Origin of the sequence: Paenibacillus sp. Root52, from assembly GCF_001426865.1 — a bacterium.
Lineage (GTDB): Bacteria > Bacillota > Bacilli > Paenibacillales > Paenibacillaceae > Paenibacillus.
In genome coordinates this window covers 174,128-193,330 of record NZ_LMFO01000005.1, presented here as the reverse complement: position 1 = coordinate 193,330, position 19,203 = coordinate 174,128, and the positions used below count along the sequence as shown (strand labels likewise).

Genomic DNA, 19,203 nt, shown 5'->3' with positions numbered 1-19,203 from the left:
GTATTCATGATGATGTTATACGTCAAGCCTGCCTTATAAATATGGTTCTTTTCGTGCATCCTATCCACATGCTCAAGACAACGAAGATACTCGAAGGAGATAACATATGATTGAGAAGGGAAGGTTGAACGTCAGGCAACTTGCCATTCTACTGTTCCTATGTACGATTGGAGAACAGATTCTCGTATTCCCTTCCATGATTACTTCCTACGCACAGGAAGACGCATGGTTATCAGCGATACTTGGCGTTGGGGGTGGAATGGGAGTATTAATCATTTTTCTGGCAGTCTATAATCTTAATCCGCGGATAAACCTGATTGAAAATGCACTTCAAACTTTTGGCTCTTGGATCGGTGCGCTGATTAGTTGTTTTTATTTATTTTATTTTCTAATCAGTACATCTACCTTTATCCGGGAACTTGGCGATTTCATGACCACTCAGATCTTACCTTCATCGCCAATATGGGCGATTGATCTGCTCTTTGTTGGTGCACTTGCATGGGCACTGATACAGGGGCTAACCTGCATAGGTAGAACTGCTGAGGTGTTCCTTCCTCTTGTTGTATTATTTCTCATTATTCTGCTTGTCTTACTACTTCCTCAAATGCAACTGAGTAACATCAAGCCTATTCTCTCCAACGGCATACTTGCCCCTTTGAAAGGCTTTGTCGCTGTACTGACATATCCATATTGTGAACTATGTATTTTTATGATGCTGCTCCCCTACACCAATCAAAAGCCTCATATGAAAAAGGATATTCTACTAACAGGCATGATTGGTGGATTAATGCTGACACTAACGTTGACGATCAGTTTGTTGGTCATGGGTTCTTTTCTAACACAGCATTATTGGTTTGCCTCGTTTATGCTTGCCCAGAAAATTAATATAGGTAACTTTCTACAGCGGATGGAAGCCTTTATCGCATGTGTATGGATTATCGCTGTTTTTTTTAAAGCCATTTTGTTTTTTTACGGCTTTATCTCAGGAATTGCCCACCTTTTTCGATTGTCCAGTTACCGCTCACTCATCTTACCGAGCGCATTGATCATTTTTAGTATGTCTATCCTTATTGCGCCAAACGAAACTTACTATCTCAAAGTCGTCATTCCTTATTGGATCGACTGGGATCTTACATGTGGAATTGCTCTTCCGCTGCTCCTTATTCTTGTACATAAACTCCGAGCCCGTTCGTCAAAAATATAAACATGATCACTTTTAGTGCATGTTTAATAGCGGTTTTCGGCTGAATCCCATATTCGACGCTGAGATGCCATCAGGCATCCTCGTAATCCAAATCGCACTGTTTGGAACAACCTCTTTTATTTGGAAAGGAGCCTATATACATGTTCACTCCGATCATCCCCTTTGAACCCATCTCAAGCCTTACTCTACCTACAGGCTCTAATTGGATTGCCCAAATCAAATGGGATGGTGTTCGTATGCTTGCTTACGAGGACGGACAAGAGCTCAGACTGATCAACCGTAGACAGCATGAACGAACGGCACAGTACCCTGAGCTTGCTTTAAGCCGCAATATCTGCTCTGCTCCGTCTTACATTGTGGATGGTGAAATTATCGCGTTAGATCCCGACACCGGCAAACCTTCCTTTTATCATGTTTTGCGCCGTGATCGTATGAGCAAACCAGACGCAATCGCTCAAGCGGTTCAGCATATTCCGATCACTTACATGGTGTTTGATATCTTGTACTATGACGGAAAATGGGTCACAGATCAGCCTCTTGCCCAGCGCCAGCAATTGCTACACCAGGTGCTTACTCCATCCTCTCATGTGCAAGAGGTCACTAATATGTCCGATCCAGCAGCCCTGTTGACCGTTATGAGACAGCATCAGATGGAAGGCATCGTGATTAAGGATCTTGCCAGTACGTATGGAATTCGGGCGAAGGATGCACGCTGGCAGAAAGTAAAAATTATGCATGATCTCTATGCGATGATTGGCGGCGTTACTTTTCGTAGCGGTATTGTGAATGCCATAGCAGTAGGGGTATACGATGGGTCACACTTTATTTATATCGGTCATGTGGGCACAGGTAGGCTAAACTCGGATACGTGGCGCAAGCTTACTGCGGATATACAGCCGCTAATTCGGCAAACGAATCCATTTCATAACATCCCTGAACGCAGTGCAGAGACGACGTGGATCGAGCCACAGATTGGAGTCAAAGTGCAATACATGGAACTAACTCATCACCGGACGTTGCGCCATCCAAGTATTCAGACGTTTGCCGAAGTTACACAGGAGGATTGCCCTGCAAGTCAGCTTATCCAAGAAGAGCAGTAGAATATGTAGCTCCATGTATAACGATTCAACTAAACGTTCACACAGATAAGAGATGGCAGTATAGCCTGCCAATACGAAAGATTCGAAGGATAGGAGGCATACGACATGGCACACACGATTAAAGGAACCATCATGATTGATGGCATGGAGATCACTGTGACGAATCCGAACAAACCTTTATGGCCGGAAGCTGGGGTGACAAAAGCCATCTATTTGCAAAAGTTAGCAGCACTTGCTCCTTATCTCCTCACCTATACCAGCAATCGGCTCCTTACTACCATTCGATACCCTCATGGCGTGGACGGTGAATTCTTTTATCAAAAGAATGCCCCCGAGCCGCTTCCACCATTCGTACACACCTCCAATCATGAAGGTATTAACTATGTAGTCATGAACAAACTACCGGAACTGCTCTGGCTTGGGAATCTGGCATCACTTGAATTCCATCCTTCCCTACATGCGGTCGGGAGTCATTTACCTTGCGAATGGATGATCGATCTTGATCCTTCCCAGGAGGACGAGCCACGAATCATGCAGGCTGCCCAGATCGTAGGGGAAACGCTCACGTCCCTTGGTCTTCGATCTGTACCCAAAACCTCTGGCGCCACTGGGGTTCAGATCATTGTGCCGATCCGTCAGGGTGTCACCTTTGATGAACTGAGGGACATCGGCCATTTTGTAGGCAAATATGTTACCCAGAAACACCCCAATCTGTTCACGCTAGAACGACTCAAAAAAGACCGTGGGGATCGTATTTATTTTGACTATCTTCAACATTATGGCGGCAAAACGCTGGCAGCTCCTTATACACCGCGAGCTAAACCAGGAGGCACCGTCTCGACACCTCTCACTTGGGATGAAGTTCGTAACGACGTGTCGGTCAAGGATTATCATCTTATGAACATCGTAGAACGGCTTGCACACATGGGAGACCTCATTGCTGCTGTCGAGCCTCAGCCGGTGGAGCTGATTATCCAGCATCTCAAAAAGAAATAGCCGGCACCCTCAAACCAAGGGTATCGGCTATTGTTCTAACTACATGTGCATTTCGTCCGAGCACATGCGGCATATTGTCATTCAGTTATTCAGCGATTAAGCGATTAGGCTCGCTAATGGATACCTTTTTTCTTGAATCGTCCGCCCTTCACATCATGGATATTACCAATAGCTACAAAGGCTTGTGGATCCCAATCTTCTACAATTGATTTCAACTTAGCTTCTTCCAGACGAGTGATAACCACAAAAATGATTTTCTTCTCATCCCCACTGAATCCACCTTCTCCATCGAGGAAGGTAACACCACGACCAAGACGGTCTGTGAGCGCTGATCCGATATCCCGATATTTCTCACTTATAATCCATACCGATTTGGATTGATCCAATCCTTCGTTGACAATATCGATCATCTTCATCGCAATATAATAAGCAATCATGCTGTACAGAGCATTTGGCCATCCAAATACAAATCCTGCACCTGCAAAAATAAATACGTTAATGAACAATACGATCTGTCCTACTGATAATGGTGACTTCTCACTCAGCAAAATGGCAACGATCTCGGTTCCGTCCAGAGATCCACCGGAACGAATAACTAGACCAACACCCACCCCTAGGATCAATCCGCCAAACACTGCTCCAAGCAGCGGTTCGCCTGGCGTTAATGCAGGCACTTTATGCAATAACGATGTCCCGATGGACATCACTACGATCCCAAGCAGCGTAGATAACGCAAATGTTTTACCAATTTGTTTGTAACCTAGAATTAGAAAAGGCAGGTTGAGCAAGGTCAGGAATATCCCGAGTGGCAGATGCGTGAGCTCTGAGACCATAATCGAGATCCCCGTAATCCCGCCATCGATAACGCCATTTGGCACGAGAAATACTTCAAGTGATACAGCCATGAGTGCAGCACCGACAAGTATCATTACAATGCGTTGCAGAAGCTTCAATGTAAACACCGAGCTTTTGACGCCGCGGTCAGCTGCCTTAGATGTTAATTCTTTCACTGTTACATTAGACATGGTATCCCCCCCGTTAAATCAGTATGTGAATCCATTTTATAAATCATTTAAATACTTCACAGCGGATCTACATACAGTAGAGCAAGAAATGAAGCTAGCTCTACACATCCTCTGGCTTATACGAGCACAAGCACCTAAAGGCGATATAAAATGGATTCAAGATTGTCTGCATTCCGGTTCACACTTCCAAAAGAGAGCAAAAGGGAGCCTGTTTTCCCGCAGACTCCCCTCCTTCGCCAAGACATGATTTATATATCTATTATATCATAAAAGATCAAATTTGAGCAAAACAGTTAGCAAAAAGAAGATAAATTCACAAAAAGTGAACTTATCTTCAGAAATCGGGCTAAAAACGGCTAAAGAAGCGGTGAAAGCATCCGAGAAAGCATTTCTGCCCCTTTTTGCCACCGTGATCGCTGCTGAAAAATCCTCACATCAATGGAGCTGCAATTCTCTAAGTCACGTTTAAAATCATGAAGCAAATGATCCATAGCCGCCGACTCAAACAACACCGCAGTTAACTCAAAATTACAAAAGAAGCTACGCATATCCATGTTTGCAGTCCCTACAGTAGCAAGCAGGTCATCCACAATCATGACTTTGGCATGTACAAAACCCTTCCGATATTGATAAAACTTCACACCAGCACGAAGCAGTTCCTCAACATATGACAGAGAAGCTAGATGCACCAGCCGAGAATCCGATTGATATGGAATGATAATCTTCACATCCACTCCACTGACGGCTGCAGTTTTGAGCGCTTCATATAAGGCAGGGTCGGGAATAAAGTAAGGAGTCGTAATATAGATCCGGTTACACGCCACAGAAATTGCACCAAAACACATCTCCTGTATCGCATCCCAATCTTGATCCGGGCCACTGCTTAAGATCTGGATGCGCTCATCCCCACTGCAAATATGCGGGGGAAATAGTTCCGTTAATTGCGGCTCAGTAATCTGCTCACCGGAAGCAAGCTTCCAGTCGTTGAGAAACGTATTTTGCAAAAAATAGACGGCATCCCCTTCAATCTGCACATGGGTATCACGCCAAAATCCGATTTCTGGGTACTTGCCTAAGTAATCATCGCCAACATTGATTCCGCCAACAAAACCAATACGCCCATCCACCACTACTATTTTGCGGTGATTACGGTAGTTGACTCGGCGATCAATCGTAGCAATGAGCGGTGGCAGGAAATAGTGAAACTGCACGCCGGCTTCCTTAAGCTTGCGAATAAAATTCCAGCTCATCTTGTGACTCCCGAGCCCGTCGCAGATAAAACGAACCTGCACGCCTTCTTGGGCTTTACGAATCATCACATCTTGAAACTTGGTACTAATCTCATCATCGCGGAAAATATAAAACTCCACATGTAAATGATGCTCAGCCGTTTCCATCGCTTGCAGCATGGCTTCAAACGCTTCTTCCCCATTCGTAAGCACCCGACTTCGATTACAGCCTGTTATCGGACTTTCAGACAGATGGGACAACAGATTGAACAACCGATGCTGATGCCGGAAACGGTGATCTGTCATCTGCTGCGCATCCTCGATGATATGAGCTTGCTGCCATATCGTTTCCTTAATCTCACGGAAAATGCGTGAGCCTCCTTTACGGAGCTTTTTACGTTTATTGTAATCCTGAGCGACGAAATAATAGACAACGAAACCGATCAGGGGAACGCAAAACAAAATAAATAACCAGGCTACAGCCTTCGCCGGATTACGAAATTCCAGCAATAGAATGGTACCAGCCTGAAAAATAAAAATAAGCAATATGATAAGCAGCCAGAACATTCAGCTTCCCCCTCAGTGACAAAAAACATCATCCTGTTACACGTTCACTACATCATCTTTGACGTTTAAGTGAGCGACTAATCATAGATACCCAATGTTGACCCTATTCGTAACGGTTTGCATAGATAAAACTTTACATACGCACACTAACACTAGGATTGAAACGGAAAACAGCGTGTATATTATGACAGTGATAGGTTAAACATATCCAACCAAGATCTCTGAAAGTGGCGGTGCAGCGCCATTCATAGCGTTTTCAGTTCCAAATACTTCCTCTACCTATAAGCTAAAGGTGGTCTTCTTACGTAAAATTAGATATAATAATCGTTAAAAACTTATTACTTAAAGGAGAAGAATATTGTAATGGACAGTGACGGGTATGCGTTAAAATTATTTTTGATTGCGTTTTTGATAGGATTATCAGCTTTCTTTGTTGCGGTGGAATTTGCCTTGGTGCGGGTACGTCCAAGCCGGATTGATCAAATGGTTGCCGAAGGGAACAAGCGTGCCTTAGCGGTGAAACAAGCAGTGGCTAATCTGGATGGATACTTGTCCGCCTGTCAGCTCGGCATTACAATCACCTCTCTGGGACTCGGCTGGCTCGGTGAACCAACCGTAGAGAAGCTGCTACATCCTTTATTCGAAAGTTTGCAATTGCCTGAGTCGCTATCATCTTTCTTATCGTTTATTATCGCATTTATTGCCATTACATACTTGCACGTTGTAGTCGGCGAGCTTGCACCCAAAACGATTGCGATTCGCAAAGCCGAAACGGTCGCGCTACTAACGTCAACACCGATCATCTGGTTTAACCGTATTATGTATCCATTTATCTGGTTGTTGAACGGCTCTGCCAATCAGCTCGTCAAATTATTCGGTATTAAACCAGCTTCTGAGCATGAAGACGCACACTCGGAGGAAGAGCTACAGATTATCATTAACGAAAGTTTCGAGAGTGGTAAGATCAATCAAGCGGAATTCGGATATGTAAGCCGGATCTTTGCTTTTGATGAAATGTTAGCTAAAGAAATTATGGTACCTCGGACCGATATGGTCTGCCTTTATTTAAATAAATCGAATCAAGAAAATCTAGATATTATTCGTGAAGAACAATATACTCGTTTTCCGGTTGTGAATGAGAGTAAAGACGATATCATCGGAATCATTAACACCAAGCAATTCTTCCTAGAGTTGTATGGTAATGATGAGCCTGTTGACCTATCCTCTCTCATCCAGCCCGTATCGGCTGTCCATGAGACAACACCTGTCAAAGACCTGCTGAAGAAAATGCAAAAGGATGGCGTACATATCGCCGTATTGGTCGATGAGTATGGTGGGACGTCGGGGATTGTTACCATTGAGGATGTACTTGAGCAGATCGTCGGCGAGATTCGCGATGAATTCGATGCTGACGAAGTCGAAGATATTCAGATCATCAATGAACAATATGTCATTATGGATGGTAAAGTATCCTTGTCGAAAGTGAATGATATGTTCTTATCCAACCTCGATGCGGATGAATGGGATACCATTGGTGGTTGGTTATACAGCCATCGTCCAGAGATGAACGAACAGGAAGAATACGAATACGAGAATCTCACGTTTGTTCTTTTGGAAAAAGATAAAAACCGCTTTTACAAGGTTGCTGTCGTTCCGAAGGAACCCCTCGTTATGTCAGACTATGCTGATGAAAACGAGAAGGAATCCTAGTGGCTGAATGAAGCAACTTGATATAGAACAAGAAGAAGCACTTGCCTCCATTGGCAAGTGCTTTTTGATATTTATTTCAGTTTGAACCTAATACCCACTTCGCAATATCATCAATAATAGCTTCAGAGACATTGGATGGCTCAGCATACTCTGTGCCAATGGAAAGACCATCGTAGGTGGATAAAATATGGTTTACGTTAGGATAGCTTTTGAACGTAACATCGGAGTGCCCTTGAAGGGCTGATTTCCAGTCCTCGAATTGCTGCATAGACACTTGCACATCATTTTCACCTTGCATAATTAGCATAGGCGTATTTTGTGTTTTAGCTAAGGCCGAAGGCACATAATCTCTTTGCTCATACCACCAATAAGCAGGCCCAAGCGGGAATGAGTCAGGCAGATGATCTACAGAATAAGTAGGATCTTTAACGATGGCAGCAACATTTTTGTAAAAATCAGCCTGTAACTTAACGTTCTCCGTGTCTAAACCAAGTTGCTTCACCCGATCTACCAATTCATCCTGCTGCTCGATGAGCACATCTACAAAGCTACCACTTGGCGCGGCAAGCAGGATCGTTCCTGCAATTTCATTTTGTTTATCTTCTTCAATGATTAGTGGCATTACGAACCCGCCTTGGCTATGTCCGGCCACATAAATCGCTGTAGTATCAATCTGTGGATTCTTTTTGAGGAGTTGGATTGCATCCGCAACTTGATCTACACTTTCCTGCTTCAATGTGAACTTAGGCTGCGAAGCAACCTTATACGTATGTTCATAAGTAACCTTATCATATCTTAATACAGCAATTCCTTGTGATGCTAACCCTACTGCAAGATCACGAAACGGCTTCGCACCACCGATGGCAGCATCTTGATTGCTCGGTCCAGAACCATGTACGAGAATCACAACAGGGAAAGACCCTTCTCCCTTGGGTAAGGTTAATGTTCCCGGCAGAGCTAGTTCACCCTCACCAATGGTAATCGCTTGTTCTGTATAGGCAAATCGTTGATCATAGCTTGGTTTTTGATAAACGTCTGGTGTCGCTGCTGCAATGTGTAAGTCATCTACAAGTCCGTTATGATTCATTCTGACCGTAATACTCAAACTAGTAAGCTCGGTCTTAAACGTATATGTTACATTACGATGCACATTGTTGTTTTCTACGCGTTTCGTTGAGGCTTGACTTGTAATTTTGCCATTCTGACCTTCTAAGGATGCCCATAGCTGGCTCAATAACGTTGGTGTTAGCACTCCACTAACAGAGGTATGGATATACTTCGCTGCCTCCACACCATTGCCCTCACTCACGAGTGAAATAAAAATATCTTCGGGCGCTTCCTTCAATGCCTCTGTAAGAAAAGCTACATCTATTAAGCTAACCCCTTTAATTAGTTGTACAGGATGATCTAACGGCACTGCCTGCCCATTCACCATCGCCTGTTTTTCTCCAACCTTAACTTCGATCGTAATGTCATTTTTAGTGATCGTGATGTGTCCTGTTTTTTGCTGCCAAGATACCTCTGCTCCATTCATTTCAGCCATTTCACGGATAGGAACCTGTGATTGGACTTCATTAGACTCTGAAGTAGCTGCCGAGATGGATGTTACTGGTAGGATGAGACATGCGGAAATAAGGGAAATCAATTGTTTTTTCCAATGGTTCACGATAAGAACTCCTCCTAATTATTGATTTATAAGTACATAGATGAGCGTTTATAGGCTCAGGGCTATGCTTACAACAACAATGGCGATAATGAACAAAAACAGAATCCAAGACGCTGGGCGAGCAAAGTTAACCGTCCACCCTATTCCATATCTTTTCTCAACAACAAAAGAAGGGTCATCAGGGTTGAAATATAGAAAGCCAAGCTTCCAATATCGATCGTCATTCACAGGCTGTTCCTTAGATCGCTGACTATCATCTTGATGATTACGAATGTCCCCACCGCCTTGTCTGCCAGTGAGAGACAACAATACAGCGCCTATAATAATCACCACAGGGATGATAAAGCTAATTGCTAATAACAAGTTCTGATTAGGAACAAACATGTTTATTTGTACAAAGGCAAATAAAATCGTTAGAAGTAAGCCTGTAATGATTGTAAATAGGGACCATTTACGGCGAAACTGAATATTTTTAGTTGCAAATTGGACAGGATCAGACGACGTAAGCTGTTGCTTACTTGATTTAATACTCCAGTTCACAAACATCATGAGCACAATCATACCTAACTGTATGAGATTAATAGCCAGTACGGATAGGTAAGTTTTGGGAAAACTGGAGGTGACATTGCCCTGAAGGTCATATTTCATTGGAATCATGCCAGGTAATGCTTCATAGTTCAGTATCGAAATGATTGCAATGGCTACAATGATTGCAATGTGAATCGTAAACCAATAGTTGGAATAGGTGAGCTTATTCTGGCGGAAGGTGGTATCGATTTTAACTCTATGGGGTGACGTTTCAGTTGGGAGTGTTGCCTTTATCTTTTTCATCTTGAAATGAAATGACAAACTTAGTACTGACCCGTACACAATAAACATTATTGCGCCAACACCAGTAATCATTACAGTAGACTCTTCATTGGCTGATTGGAGTGAATAAAGACAGGCAACCATAATAATTCCATATCCAATCAGGCTTAATGTAGCAAACGTACGTCGAAGCTTGCGTAAGGTTGGCGTGTAATAGTTATGCTCACTTACCGATACTCCAAAGCTAATGGTCTCTCTGGTCAAATATGGTGTAAACGAGAGAACCGTCGCTAATGGAGCTAAGATTAAAAAAATAGGCAATAAGATAAATAGTTGCATACCCAACACTCCTCTATGTCATTTATTCTTCGCTGTGACCCTCTTTAACATCATCATAGATTTCGGCTAATACTGCTAATAGTTGCTCCTTGTTCATACTTCGACAGATGGCTTCAGCAATAATGGGCCTTAATTCACTGTGTTGCTTTCTCAGAAAATCATCCGTTAATTCAGGCATGCCATCGGGGTTGACTACAACTCCCTTTTGTCTATGTACTTGAATGTACCCGTCTTGCTTGAGTAACGTATAAGCTTTGTTGACTGTATGAAGGTTAACACCAATATCTGCAGCCAAATTCCGAACCGAAGGTAGAGCCTCACCTAGTTGTAACTGACCACTAGCAATTCCTTCGATAATTTGATTAACAAGTTGCGAATAGATGGGAAGTTCAGACTGCATATCAAGTTGAATAATCAAGAGTTCACCTTCTTTTTGTTATCTGTTATATATCAAGTATAACAGATAGAACAAGATTGAGTAAAGGGTATCGAATGATGAAGTTTGAATATGGGAGGGGCAAGTTACCTAAAGGAGGTTAAGTTAAAGTGAGAAATGCAGTGACAACTCTCGATCACGCACGATTTCTAAAGAATTCAGTCAGCCCTTTCAGATTTTCAGATACGTCAAAAAAAGCCGCATATACATCGTAAAGGGCAAATTACGTGACCTTTACAACTTATATGCGGCTTATCTAATGAAAACCTTGCTCACTCTACAGACTCGGACTTTTCTTCCACAATTCGATGATGAATTCTCCGAACAATAATCTTAAGGATCATGTATAACGGAATCACGATAATCATTCCCAGAATATTTCCCAAATCCGCACCTACAAGCAACAATATAACCGTCGTTAGCGGATGAATATCTAACTTCTTCCCATATACATATGGGGAAACGAGATTATCCTGAATTTGCTGTGCGATAACGATAATAACCAAGGACCAGATTGCCATGGATGGTGATTCAATAAAAGCCACGATGACAACCGGAATAGCGGCCAGAATCGCACCAACATACGGGATAAAGTTCAAAATGATGGATACCATGGTCAGTAACAGCGCGTAAGGCAAGCCTAGAATAAGGAACCCGATATACATCAGAATACCAAGTGCCACATTCACAATGACACGCCCCACTATATAATTACTCAGTGCATCATCAATCTCATGAACTGTCTCTTCGCCATCCTTGCGGTAATGCCTTGGCAATAATAACGTCAGATTCGTTCCAAACTTACTTCCCTCTTTGAGCATGTAATACAGCATGATCGGAAACGTCGCGAGAATAATGACGAGGTTCGATACTACCGAGAATAATCCAGAGATATAATCACTGACTTGAGTTATCCCCTGACTTAAGAAATCCGACAAACGTGAGACCAGATCGGAATCTTCGGGCAGATACCTGGAAAGAAAACCGTTCTGCTCTAATTCTGTGAGCTGACTGGTGAGTGAAGTAATCAATGTCGGTGTGTTCTCAATGAAATTCCACAGTTGCTCTCGCAGAGACGGCCAAACTATGACGCTGAAGCCTGCAAGAATCAGAGCAATCACAACATAAATAATGATAACTGACAGCGCACGCTTCATTTTGTGCCGCTCCATAAAATCCACGAGCGGACGGAGCAAATAATAGAAAAATCCTGCAATCAGTAGTGGAATAATGATGATGTGAATCAATGAGGTTAACGGACGGAAAATAAAGTTTACTTTATCCCCCAAATAAACGATGAGCAGCAGCAAGATGATGGCTGTGCATATGCGATAAAACTTATTGTTTACCAAGAAACGTGATCCCTCCATGCGCTGCTCTGCCAAATGCGACTGCGGCGAAATATGTAATTACAACGTGTTGACTACAGCATGGACAAATTTTCACCTTCCAAGCCATGTCTGTTGTAACATATGTACCCCGAAATGTGGCTCTTGCCTCAGCCTGGACGGTTTAACGGTTAAGAATGTCTTGTTAAATAGGAAAAACTCATATCAAAACGAGCAAAAAAAAGAAGCAGGCGATTAGCCTGCTACATCTCTTCTGCTGAATACGACCCACGATATAACCATGAAGACGACATAGTATGCAGCCAACACGGCAATGGAAAAGCCAATAGTCATGCCCTCTGGAACGCCTCCGCCGATCATGTCAAAGACCGAACCTGAGTTCATGTATCTACTAAGATCCATGTTATTAAATAGAACATACTTCGCCCATTCATAACGCGTTGGATTGAAGATCAATGTAAAGATATTTTGCGTGAACATAATAAATAGCGATAATCCAATCGCCAGCGCTCCTGAACGAAAGACAGAGGACACCATGAACGCAATCGCAAGCGTGATAAACAAGTCAACGTACATATATCCCCATAATGTAAATACCTGTCCTGTGCTTCTAGTCTCAAGATCCGTCGTGAAAAGAACAGACGATATCCCCCAGGCCAGAAGAATCACAACGAGCGTACTCAAAATGCTGAACCCAATGACCGTCAAATATTTGGATAACAAAATCTTGCTCCGCGACCATGGGCGAATCAGCAGCAGCTTGATCGTTCCCCAGGTAAATTCACCTGCTACCGCCTCAGCTGCTATGACGACACAGAAGATGGTGTTTAGAAAAAAAACGATCTGAACGGTTGTGTATGCGGCTTCTAAGGCCGGCATATCGCTTGCTCCCATGCCTTCTCTTAACAAAATCGGCAGCAACAGCGCACTTAAAGCCAAAATGGAGAGCATAATCCAGGTTCGTGCACGACGGAATATTTTCATGTTTTCATTCAATAATAGATTACCGAAACTAGCCAATACCTCCGCCCCCAGTCATTTGCAAAAATTGATCTTCTAGGGTATGGGTTACGTTACGGATACCATAAACCTGAAGCCCCTCATGCACTAATCTAGCGTTCAATTCAGGAATCTGTTCACGAGATACGCTAACTACGATGTTACTGCCCTGAATAGTAGCTCCTGGAATGAGCTCAGCAGCACGCTGTGCATCATTGACCTCAAAGGCAACTTCGATCAGAGCATCGGCTCCCGCTTCTTGTCTCAGATTCCGCACATCGATCAGCTTGCCGTTCTGAATAATGGCCACCGTATCACACATGAGTTCCATCTCTGATAATAAGTGGCTGGACACAAACACGGTAATTCCTTCTTCTTGCGTGAGCTGACGTAAATAATCTCTCAGTTCCCGAATCCCTTGTGGATCTAATCCGTTCGTAGGTTCATCCAATACGAGCAGCTTCGGTTTATGTAATATGGCCTGGGCAACCCCTAAGCGTTGACGCATCCCAAGCGAGTACGTCTTCACCTTATCGTGAATCCGTGCGGTAAGGCCAACCCGCTCAATGGTCTCCGCTATGCGCTCCTTCGTAATGCCGGGTGACATGCGGGCAAAATGGACAAGATTCTGATACCCTGTGAGGAATTTGTACATTTCAGGATTCTCAACAATCGCACCAACCTCTGCGATGGCCTTCTCAAAGTCCGTTTTCACACTATGTCCAGAGATCAAGATATCTCCCTTACTAATCGACATAAGTCCAACCATCATTCGGATCGTCGTTGTTTTACCTGCCCCGTTTGGTCCTAAAAAACCAAAAACCTGCCCCGGAGAAATATCCAGAGTCAGGTCGCTGACCAACGAGCGGGAAGAGATAATTTTACTGACGCCCTGAAGACGGACGACCGGTTCATTCTGCATTCCATTCCCTCCCTCATCGACGGGCTCACCATTCATGCCCGTTTCTCATATGAATTCAGTGTATCATAATCTTTAGTATATTGTCCTGTAAACTGGGCATTCTCCTGTCGCTTCGTCTGAACCTGACATGTTCCACAGCATCCTAGCGGCATCTCACTTCGATAAAATCCGGTGCGAAATACTTGATTGACTCCGCAACTCTCATCCTTAACTTCGTCTGAGTTACTAACAACCGACACAATCCTCCCACAACTGACACAATAAAAGCGACTCGATTCGATCACTGAATTCATTCCCCTCACAAGGAGCACTGAGATCCCTGTTATTTGTCGTTAGATGCTGAGAATTGATACATTTTGTATCTAATTCGTAATTTACTTGACACTGGGACTATTGTCAAGAGTATATCGGCTATAAAAAGGAAAAAACACAAAAAAAGCTCTATAAATGCGACAAAAGTCTCGCACTCATAGAGCTTCTTCAAGGACTTGCGATACAATTCGGTTCAAACTATGGGCATATATCAAATTAGATATACTACACACCATCTATTCACTGCTCTCGTGTTGCTGAGGCTCACCGCTCGAAGGATAATACCAAAGCAACACCCATTCCTTCCCATCTTGCACGACATAACAGGTCTGCACCATGTCAATCACACCAAATGTGCTCTTATATTTCATCGTTACATTCATTTTGTACGCTTCCGAAAATACCTGCATGCCATCAATGATGTTGACGTCGAACTCACGCTCAGGCTTCTCTATCTCCAGACCAAAGGTTTCCACGCCAAAGTGCTGCATAAAAATATGGGCTTTGGATTGCACATAGGTGCTCTTTGGGAATCGCTCCTTCATAAGCGGGTGAAACAGCTCCCATGAACTACCGAAATCACCTGTCTGCTCATAGCGATAAAATTCAGCAACAACTGCTGCCGCCTCATCAGGAGCACTGGCACGGAACAGATGTGGAACTGTTCTTACGATAAGCCATAACAACAATAGTACAATGATGATAAATCCAACCTTTTTGAACATCTCATTGCGTTGCCTTCTTCGCAGCATCCCTGTCCCTCCCTGTCCTCCTTCCATATCTATGATGGAGGACGGACAAGTAGAAGCTGCAACAATATCGTCTGATTTCCTGGGAAATGGCGTTGCTCACCGCTCAGAGCGCTTCCGGATACCTCTTGACCCTAATTTCCGATAAATCGCTACGCCTGCTAACCATAACATCACACCGCAAAAGCCGCCAATTAGATCTACTCCAACATCTCGAATAGAAGCTGTTCGGCTAGGATTGAAATGCTGAATGTACTCATCCACTGCGGCAATGACGGCAACCACAACCAGCGCAATCCCAACACTGGTTATCGTTCTTTTTCTTAGGTAACGCATCCCACAGTATACAAGTACACCCAGTACGGCATACACGAATACATGCGCACTTTTGCGAAATACAAACTCGGCAAAGTCTAAAGGTCGTTCATTGAGTGAATAATGATGCTCGCCATAGGTGAACTGGATATCAGGCAATGCTAACAGCCATTGAATGTCTCCAGACCATTGACGCAGCCACGGCTGAATCGTCTGCTCCTGATACGACTGTGCCGACATTGACCAGATGAACAAAATCCATGACACGATCATAAGCGTGGTAAGCAAGTATCCCCATTTTCTCCGCTTATGATGATGTCGCCTACGCCGTGAACCCTCCTCTACTAATATTGTAATCACCGCTTTCATCTCTCTTTCTAATGTTCACCAAACTCACTACAGATCACTGGGCGATAGAGCCTGTAAATAAACCTCGACCGTTCGTACCTACATAGACCTTCCCATACGTCTGGCGATCCGCTTCCAGCACTTGGGGTTCATTTCCAAGACCGATTCCGGTAGCTGGTGAGATGTTCTGCCAGGTCAGTCCCATATTATCGGAACGGTAAAACCCTTTTACGTTATTGACGGTTCCATAGATAAACACTGCAGGATTAAGCGTACCTGGTTTTCCTTTGCCAAAAGCAAATAATTCAGACGACTGCACATTAGGCAATTTGGTAAATGTAGTGCCAGAGCTGCTAGAAGCATACAATCCGGCATCCCCCAGGCTAACCCAAACTACATTCCCCAATCCTGGTGCAGCCTCCACCTTAATTTTCCCGCCGCTCGGCAATCGGCTGGAGTTGGCTTTATACCAATTCGCTCCTCCATTGGTCGTGCGGTACAGATGACCCGCGGAATACATATAAAACTTATTACCGTTGATTCGATCTCCAGCGAGTCTCTCATTATATGTGAATATCGTATCTGCATCATTTTCATTGGATGGCAGCCCGGTCATACTCTGCCAGCTTGCTCCCTTATTCGTGCTCCTTACGGCTTTGCCGGTTTGCGGCAAATAAATGATCAAATTCGGGTTCGTGGCTGAGTATGCGACACGCCCCAATTTGGAGCCATCAGGTACATTCACAGCAGTAGCAGTCTGACCACTATCTGATGAAATAAACAGTTGGGTAATGGTTCCATACCAATCGTTACTGCCCAAGAAAATCATCTGATTCGGGTCAGCTTCGTGATAGTCGATACTGACCACTTCTTTCATACCTTCAAGCTGCAACTTTCTAGTCGGTGTACGATAGACATCCGAATGGGCAAATCCAGTCTGGTCTGCGACACCACTAAAGAAAGGAGTTCCTTTTGGTGGTGCTGAACCAGCTAATGCCACAAGCTCCTCATGCCCATCTGTAATCGCATCCCATTGCGTATTCTGTGCCGTAATATTATCTGTCTTATAGACACCTGACCAATCGGAAACGTATACTCTGCCGGGATGATGAGGATCAAATACAACACTTGCTGTTGCAGAAAAGAACATATTCGGTGTCCACCATGACGGTCTGTCGTTCAACGTTTTGTTTACATTAACCCAGGTCTGCCCACCATTCGTGGAGCGATACAATGGTAAGTTACTGCCACCCGTTCGAACAGCAGCCAAGATGTGATTATCATTTGAAGGATCTATACTGATCCCATAATAGGATGAGTAGGCCGAACTCGGAGTAATATTGGTCCACTGTCTGCCGTTGTATTTAAAGACACCTTTGTTATCGGTAGTGGCATACAAAACCCCACTTTTGGAAACGGTCATCCGCGCTACGCTATCTGGACTGTTCCGGATGAGCTCCCAGGCCACCACCCCATTACTTCGTTTCATTTTGGAGAAAATGCCTACACCTCTGATTCCTGCATACACGACTTGCTCATGCTTAGCTGATGGATTAACCCCATAGACAACGCTGCGAATTCCCTGTCCTGCAATGCCATAAGGCACTTCTCGTACATGGCTCCAGGTGCTTCCTCCGTTATTGGATACATATAAACCGTTGTATCTCGTACCGACATGCAGAAAGCTTGAGCTTGTTGGATTAACTGCAATGTTCTCACCCATGGCTCTATGAATATTACCATTAGAGACATTACGCAGATTCAATCCGGTTCGTATCCACGTTGCACCACGGTCTGTCGATTTCAGCACATCACTCGGGCTGCCATTCGCATACTTCCCAGCAGCAACATAGATGATATTCGGATTCTGATGATCCAGCGCAATTCCATCCATACCGTACAGATTGCTTTCATTTGATTCAATATGATCCAGTAACGGAATCCATCTGTTATTCGCCGGATCGAGTCGGTATACGCCTCCGATGTCTGTACGAGCATAGATTAAGTCAGGCTCGGTAGGGTGAATAACTATCCCTGTGACGTAACCTCCACCGCCAACGGGGATCGAACTCCATTGATAACTCTCAGCAGACTGAACTACATTTGTCGTTGTTGGAATCATGAGTGTGTACATTAGCACTACGATCAGTAATAATTTAGGTAGCCTGAACCTACGCATGTGGTTCACCCCCATTTCCATTTACCCGGAGTGTTCTTTGATCAACTGATGTATACGATCTTTTTCAGACTGTTCCACCATGTAATAATATACTCCGTCTATTTTTTTGCCAGTGCCTTTAATTTCAACCGATTCGACATGCTCCAGCACGTTACGATATTTGGTGAGCATATGCTTCATTTCATCAAACGAAACATCTGTTTTGACATGTTCGCTCACTTCTCCAAGCAGTGACTCCAACTGAAACACCGTGGAGACTTGCACCGTGCTTTTCAATACCTGTTTAATAATTTCCCGTTGCCGGTCATTACGTCCCAGATCACCCTTCGGGTCCTCATAACGCATGCGAGAGAAACCCAACGCATTCGCACCATCCAAGTGAATCGTACCCTTGTCGAATTGATAGCCCTCATATTCAAAAGCAAATGGATTTTCCACATCTACACCACCAACTAAATCAATAACTCGCGCAAATCCTTCCATATCCACCTTCAAATAATAGTGCATTGGTACACCGAGGAATTGCTCAACGGTTTGCACAGACATATTTACGCCGCCAAAGGCATAGGCATGGTTGATTTTGTCCTCTGTTCCACGCCCCACGATACTGGTGCGAGTATCGCGAGGAATATTGAACATGAGTACGGACTTTTGAGCTGGATTCACACTGAGCACAATCATGGTGTCAGAGCGTCCATGATCATTGGCACGTGTATCAACACCTAGAATTAGGGCATTGAACGGTTCCTCGTTCTCCAAATCGATGGGGAATCCACCGCCTCCCCTGTTATCCACGATAGATACCTGTTTGACCGGTTCCCGGGGCTCATAGATGTCATTTGCAGCCGATTTAACGTTAAGATACAGATAGACTGCATAACCGAGCACAATCGCTATCATGAGAGACAGAATCACTAACGAAATTTGGATTCCCCGTTTGAGTTTCAT

17 protein-coding genes are annotated in these 19,203 nt (G+C 44.0%); 4 read left to right on the top strand and 13 right to left on the bottom strand.

Annotated features, from left to right (window positions below):
• Nucleotides 1-106 precede the first annotated feature (106 nt).
• The 3 genes from ASD24_RS08380 (at nt 107) to ligD (ending at nt 3,300) form a co-directional block, all read left to right on the top strand.
• Entirely contained in the window at nt 107-1,204 is a 1,098-nt protein-coding gene (locus ASD24_RS08380) for a GerAB/ArcD/ProY family transporter (protein WP_056694338.1), read from the top strand.
• 140 nt (nt 1,205-1,344) lie between these two features.
• Nucleotides 1,345-2,304: an ATP-dependent DNA ligase gene (locus ASD24_RS08375; protein WP_056694336.1), complete on the top strand. Its 960-nt coding sequence runs from the start codon at nt 1,345-1,347 to the stop codon at nt 2,302-2,304.
• Between the two features lie 105 nt (nt 2,305-2,409).
• Nucleotides 2,410-3,300, top strand: a complete 891-nt coding sequence (gene ligD / locus ASD24_RS08370) for a non-homologous end-joining DNA ligase (protein WP_056694333.1) — start codon at nt 2,410-2,412, stop codon at nt 3,298-3,300.
• A 113-nt stretch (nt 3,301-3,413) separates the two neighbouring features.
• Here ligD and ASD24_RS08365 read toward each other — a convergent pair whose 3' ends face one another.
• Nucleotides 3,414-4,325, bottom strand: coding sequence for a YitT family protein (locus ASD24_RS08365; RefSeq protein ID WP_056694330.1), 912 nt, complete (start codon nt 4,323-4,325; stop codon nt 3,414-3,416).
• Between the two features lie 356 nt (nt 4,326-4,681).
• Nucleotides 4,682-6,121, bottom strand: a complete 1,440-nt coding sequence (gene cls / locus ASD24_RS08360) for a cardiolipin synthase (RefSeq protein ID WP_056694328.1) — start codon at nt 6,119-6,121, stop codon at nt 4,682-4,684.
• 363 nt (nt 6,122-6,484) lie between these two features.
• Here cls and ASD24_RS08355 point away from each other — a divergent pair, with 363 nt between their 5' ends.
• Nucleotides 6,485-7,831 carry a hemolysin family protein gene (locus ASD24_RS08355; RefSeq protein WP_056694325.1) on the top strand — a complete coding sequence of 449 codons (1,347 nt, stop codon included), beginning with the start codon at nt 6,485-6,487 and terminating at the stop codon, nt 7,829-7,831.
• 76 nt (nt 7,832-7,907) lie between these two features.
• On the opposite strand, the gene ASD24_RS08350 is transcribed toward ASD24_RS08355, so the two are convergent.
• The 11 genes from ASD24_RS08350 to ASD24_RS08300 form a co-directional block, all read right to left on the bottom strand.
• The gene (locus ASD24_RS08350) at nt 7,908-9,497 is read right to left on the bottom strand and encodes an alpha/beta hydrolase family protein (protein WP_056694323.1); all 1,590 of its coding nucleotides are present in this window, start codon (nt 9,495-9,497) and stop codon (nt 7,908-7,910) included.
• A 48-nt stretch (nt 9,498-9,545) separates the two neighbouring features.
• Nucleotides 9,546-10,646, bottom strand: coding sequence for a DUF1648 domain-containing protein (locus tag ASD24_RS08345; RefSeq protein ID WP_056694322.1), 1,101 nt, complete (start codon nt 10,644-10,646; stop codon nt 9,546-9,548).
• A 22-nt stretch (nt 10,647-10,668) separates the two neighbouring features.
• Nucleotides 10,669-11,064 (bottom strand): GntR family transcriptional regulator, encoded by a 396-nt coding sequence (locus tag ASD24_RS08340; protein WP_056694319.1) that lies wholly within the window; start codon nt 11,062-11,064, stop codon nt 10,669-10,671.
• A 290-nt stretch (nt 11,065-11,354) separates the two neighbouring features.
• Nucleotides 11,355-12,434, bottom strand: a complete 1,080-nt coding sequence (locus ASD24_RS08335) for an AI-2E family transporter (protein WP_156395381.1) — start codon at nt 12,432-12,434, stop codon at nt 11,355-11,357.
• Nucleotides 12,435-12,665: 231 nt separating this feature from the next.
• The gene (locus ASD24_RS08330; RefSeq protein ID WP_056694315.1) at nt 12,666-13,451 is read right to left on the bottom strand and encodes an ABC transporter permease; all 786 of its coding nucleotides are present in this window, start codon (nt 13,449-13,451) and stop codon (nt 12,666-12,668) included.
• Nucleotides 13,444-14,352, bottom strand: coding sequence for an ABC transporter ATP-binding protein (locus ASD24_RS08325; protein WP_056694427.1), 909 nt, complete (start codon nt 14,350-14,352; stop codon nt 13,444-13,446). Before ASD24_RS08325 ends, ASD24_RS08330 begins: the two co-directional genes overlap by 8 nt.
• A 32-nt stretch (nt 14,353-14,384) precedes the next feature.
• A complete protein-coding gene (locus ASD24_RS08320; protein WP_056694313.1) occupies nt 14,385-14,591 on the bottom strand; it encodes a hypothetical protein in 207 nt (68 codons plus the stop codon).
• Between the two features lie 309 nt (nt 14,592-14,900).
• Nucleotides 14,901-15,416, bottom strand: coding sequence for a hypothetical protein (locus ASD24_RS08315; protein WP_056694311.1), 516 nt, complete (start codon nt 15,414-15,416; stop codon nt 14,901-14,903).
• A gap of 96 nt (nt 15,417-15,512) precedes the next feature.
• Nucleotides 15,513-16,088 (bottom strand): VanZ family protein, encoded by a 576-nt coding sequence (locus ASD24_RS08310; protein WP_162248935.1) that lies wholly within the window; start codon nt 16,086-16,088, stop codon nt 15,513-15,515.
• A 43-nt stretch (nt 16,089-16,131) separates the two neighbouring features.
• Nucleotides 16,132-18,255, bottom strand: coding sequence for a hypothetical protein (locus ASD24_RS08305; protein WP_056694306.1), 2,124 nt, complete (start codon nt 18,253-18,255; stop codon nt 16,132-16,134).
• 21 nt (nt 18,256-18,276) lie between these two features.
• On the bottom strand, nt 18,277-19,203 hold the full coding sequence (locus tag ASD24_RS08300) for an LCP family glycopolymer transferase (RefSeq protein ID WP_056694304.1): 927 nt from the start codon (nt 19,201-19,203) through the stop codon (nt 18,277-18,279).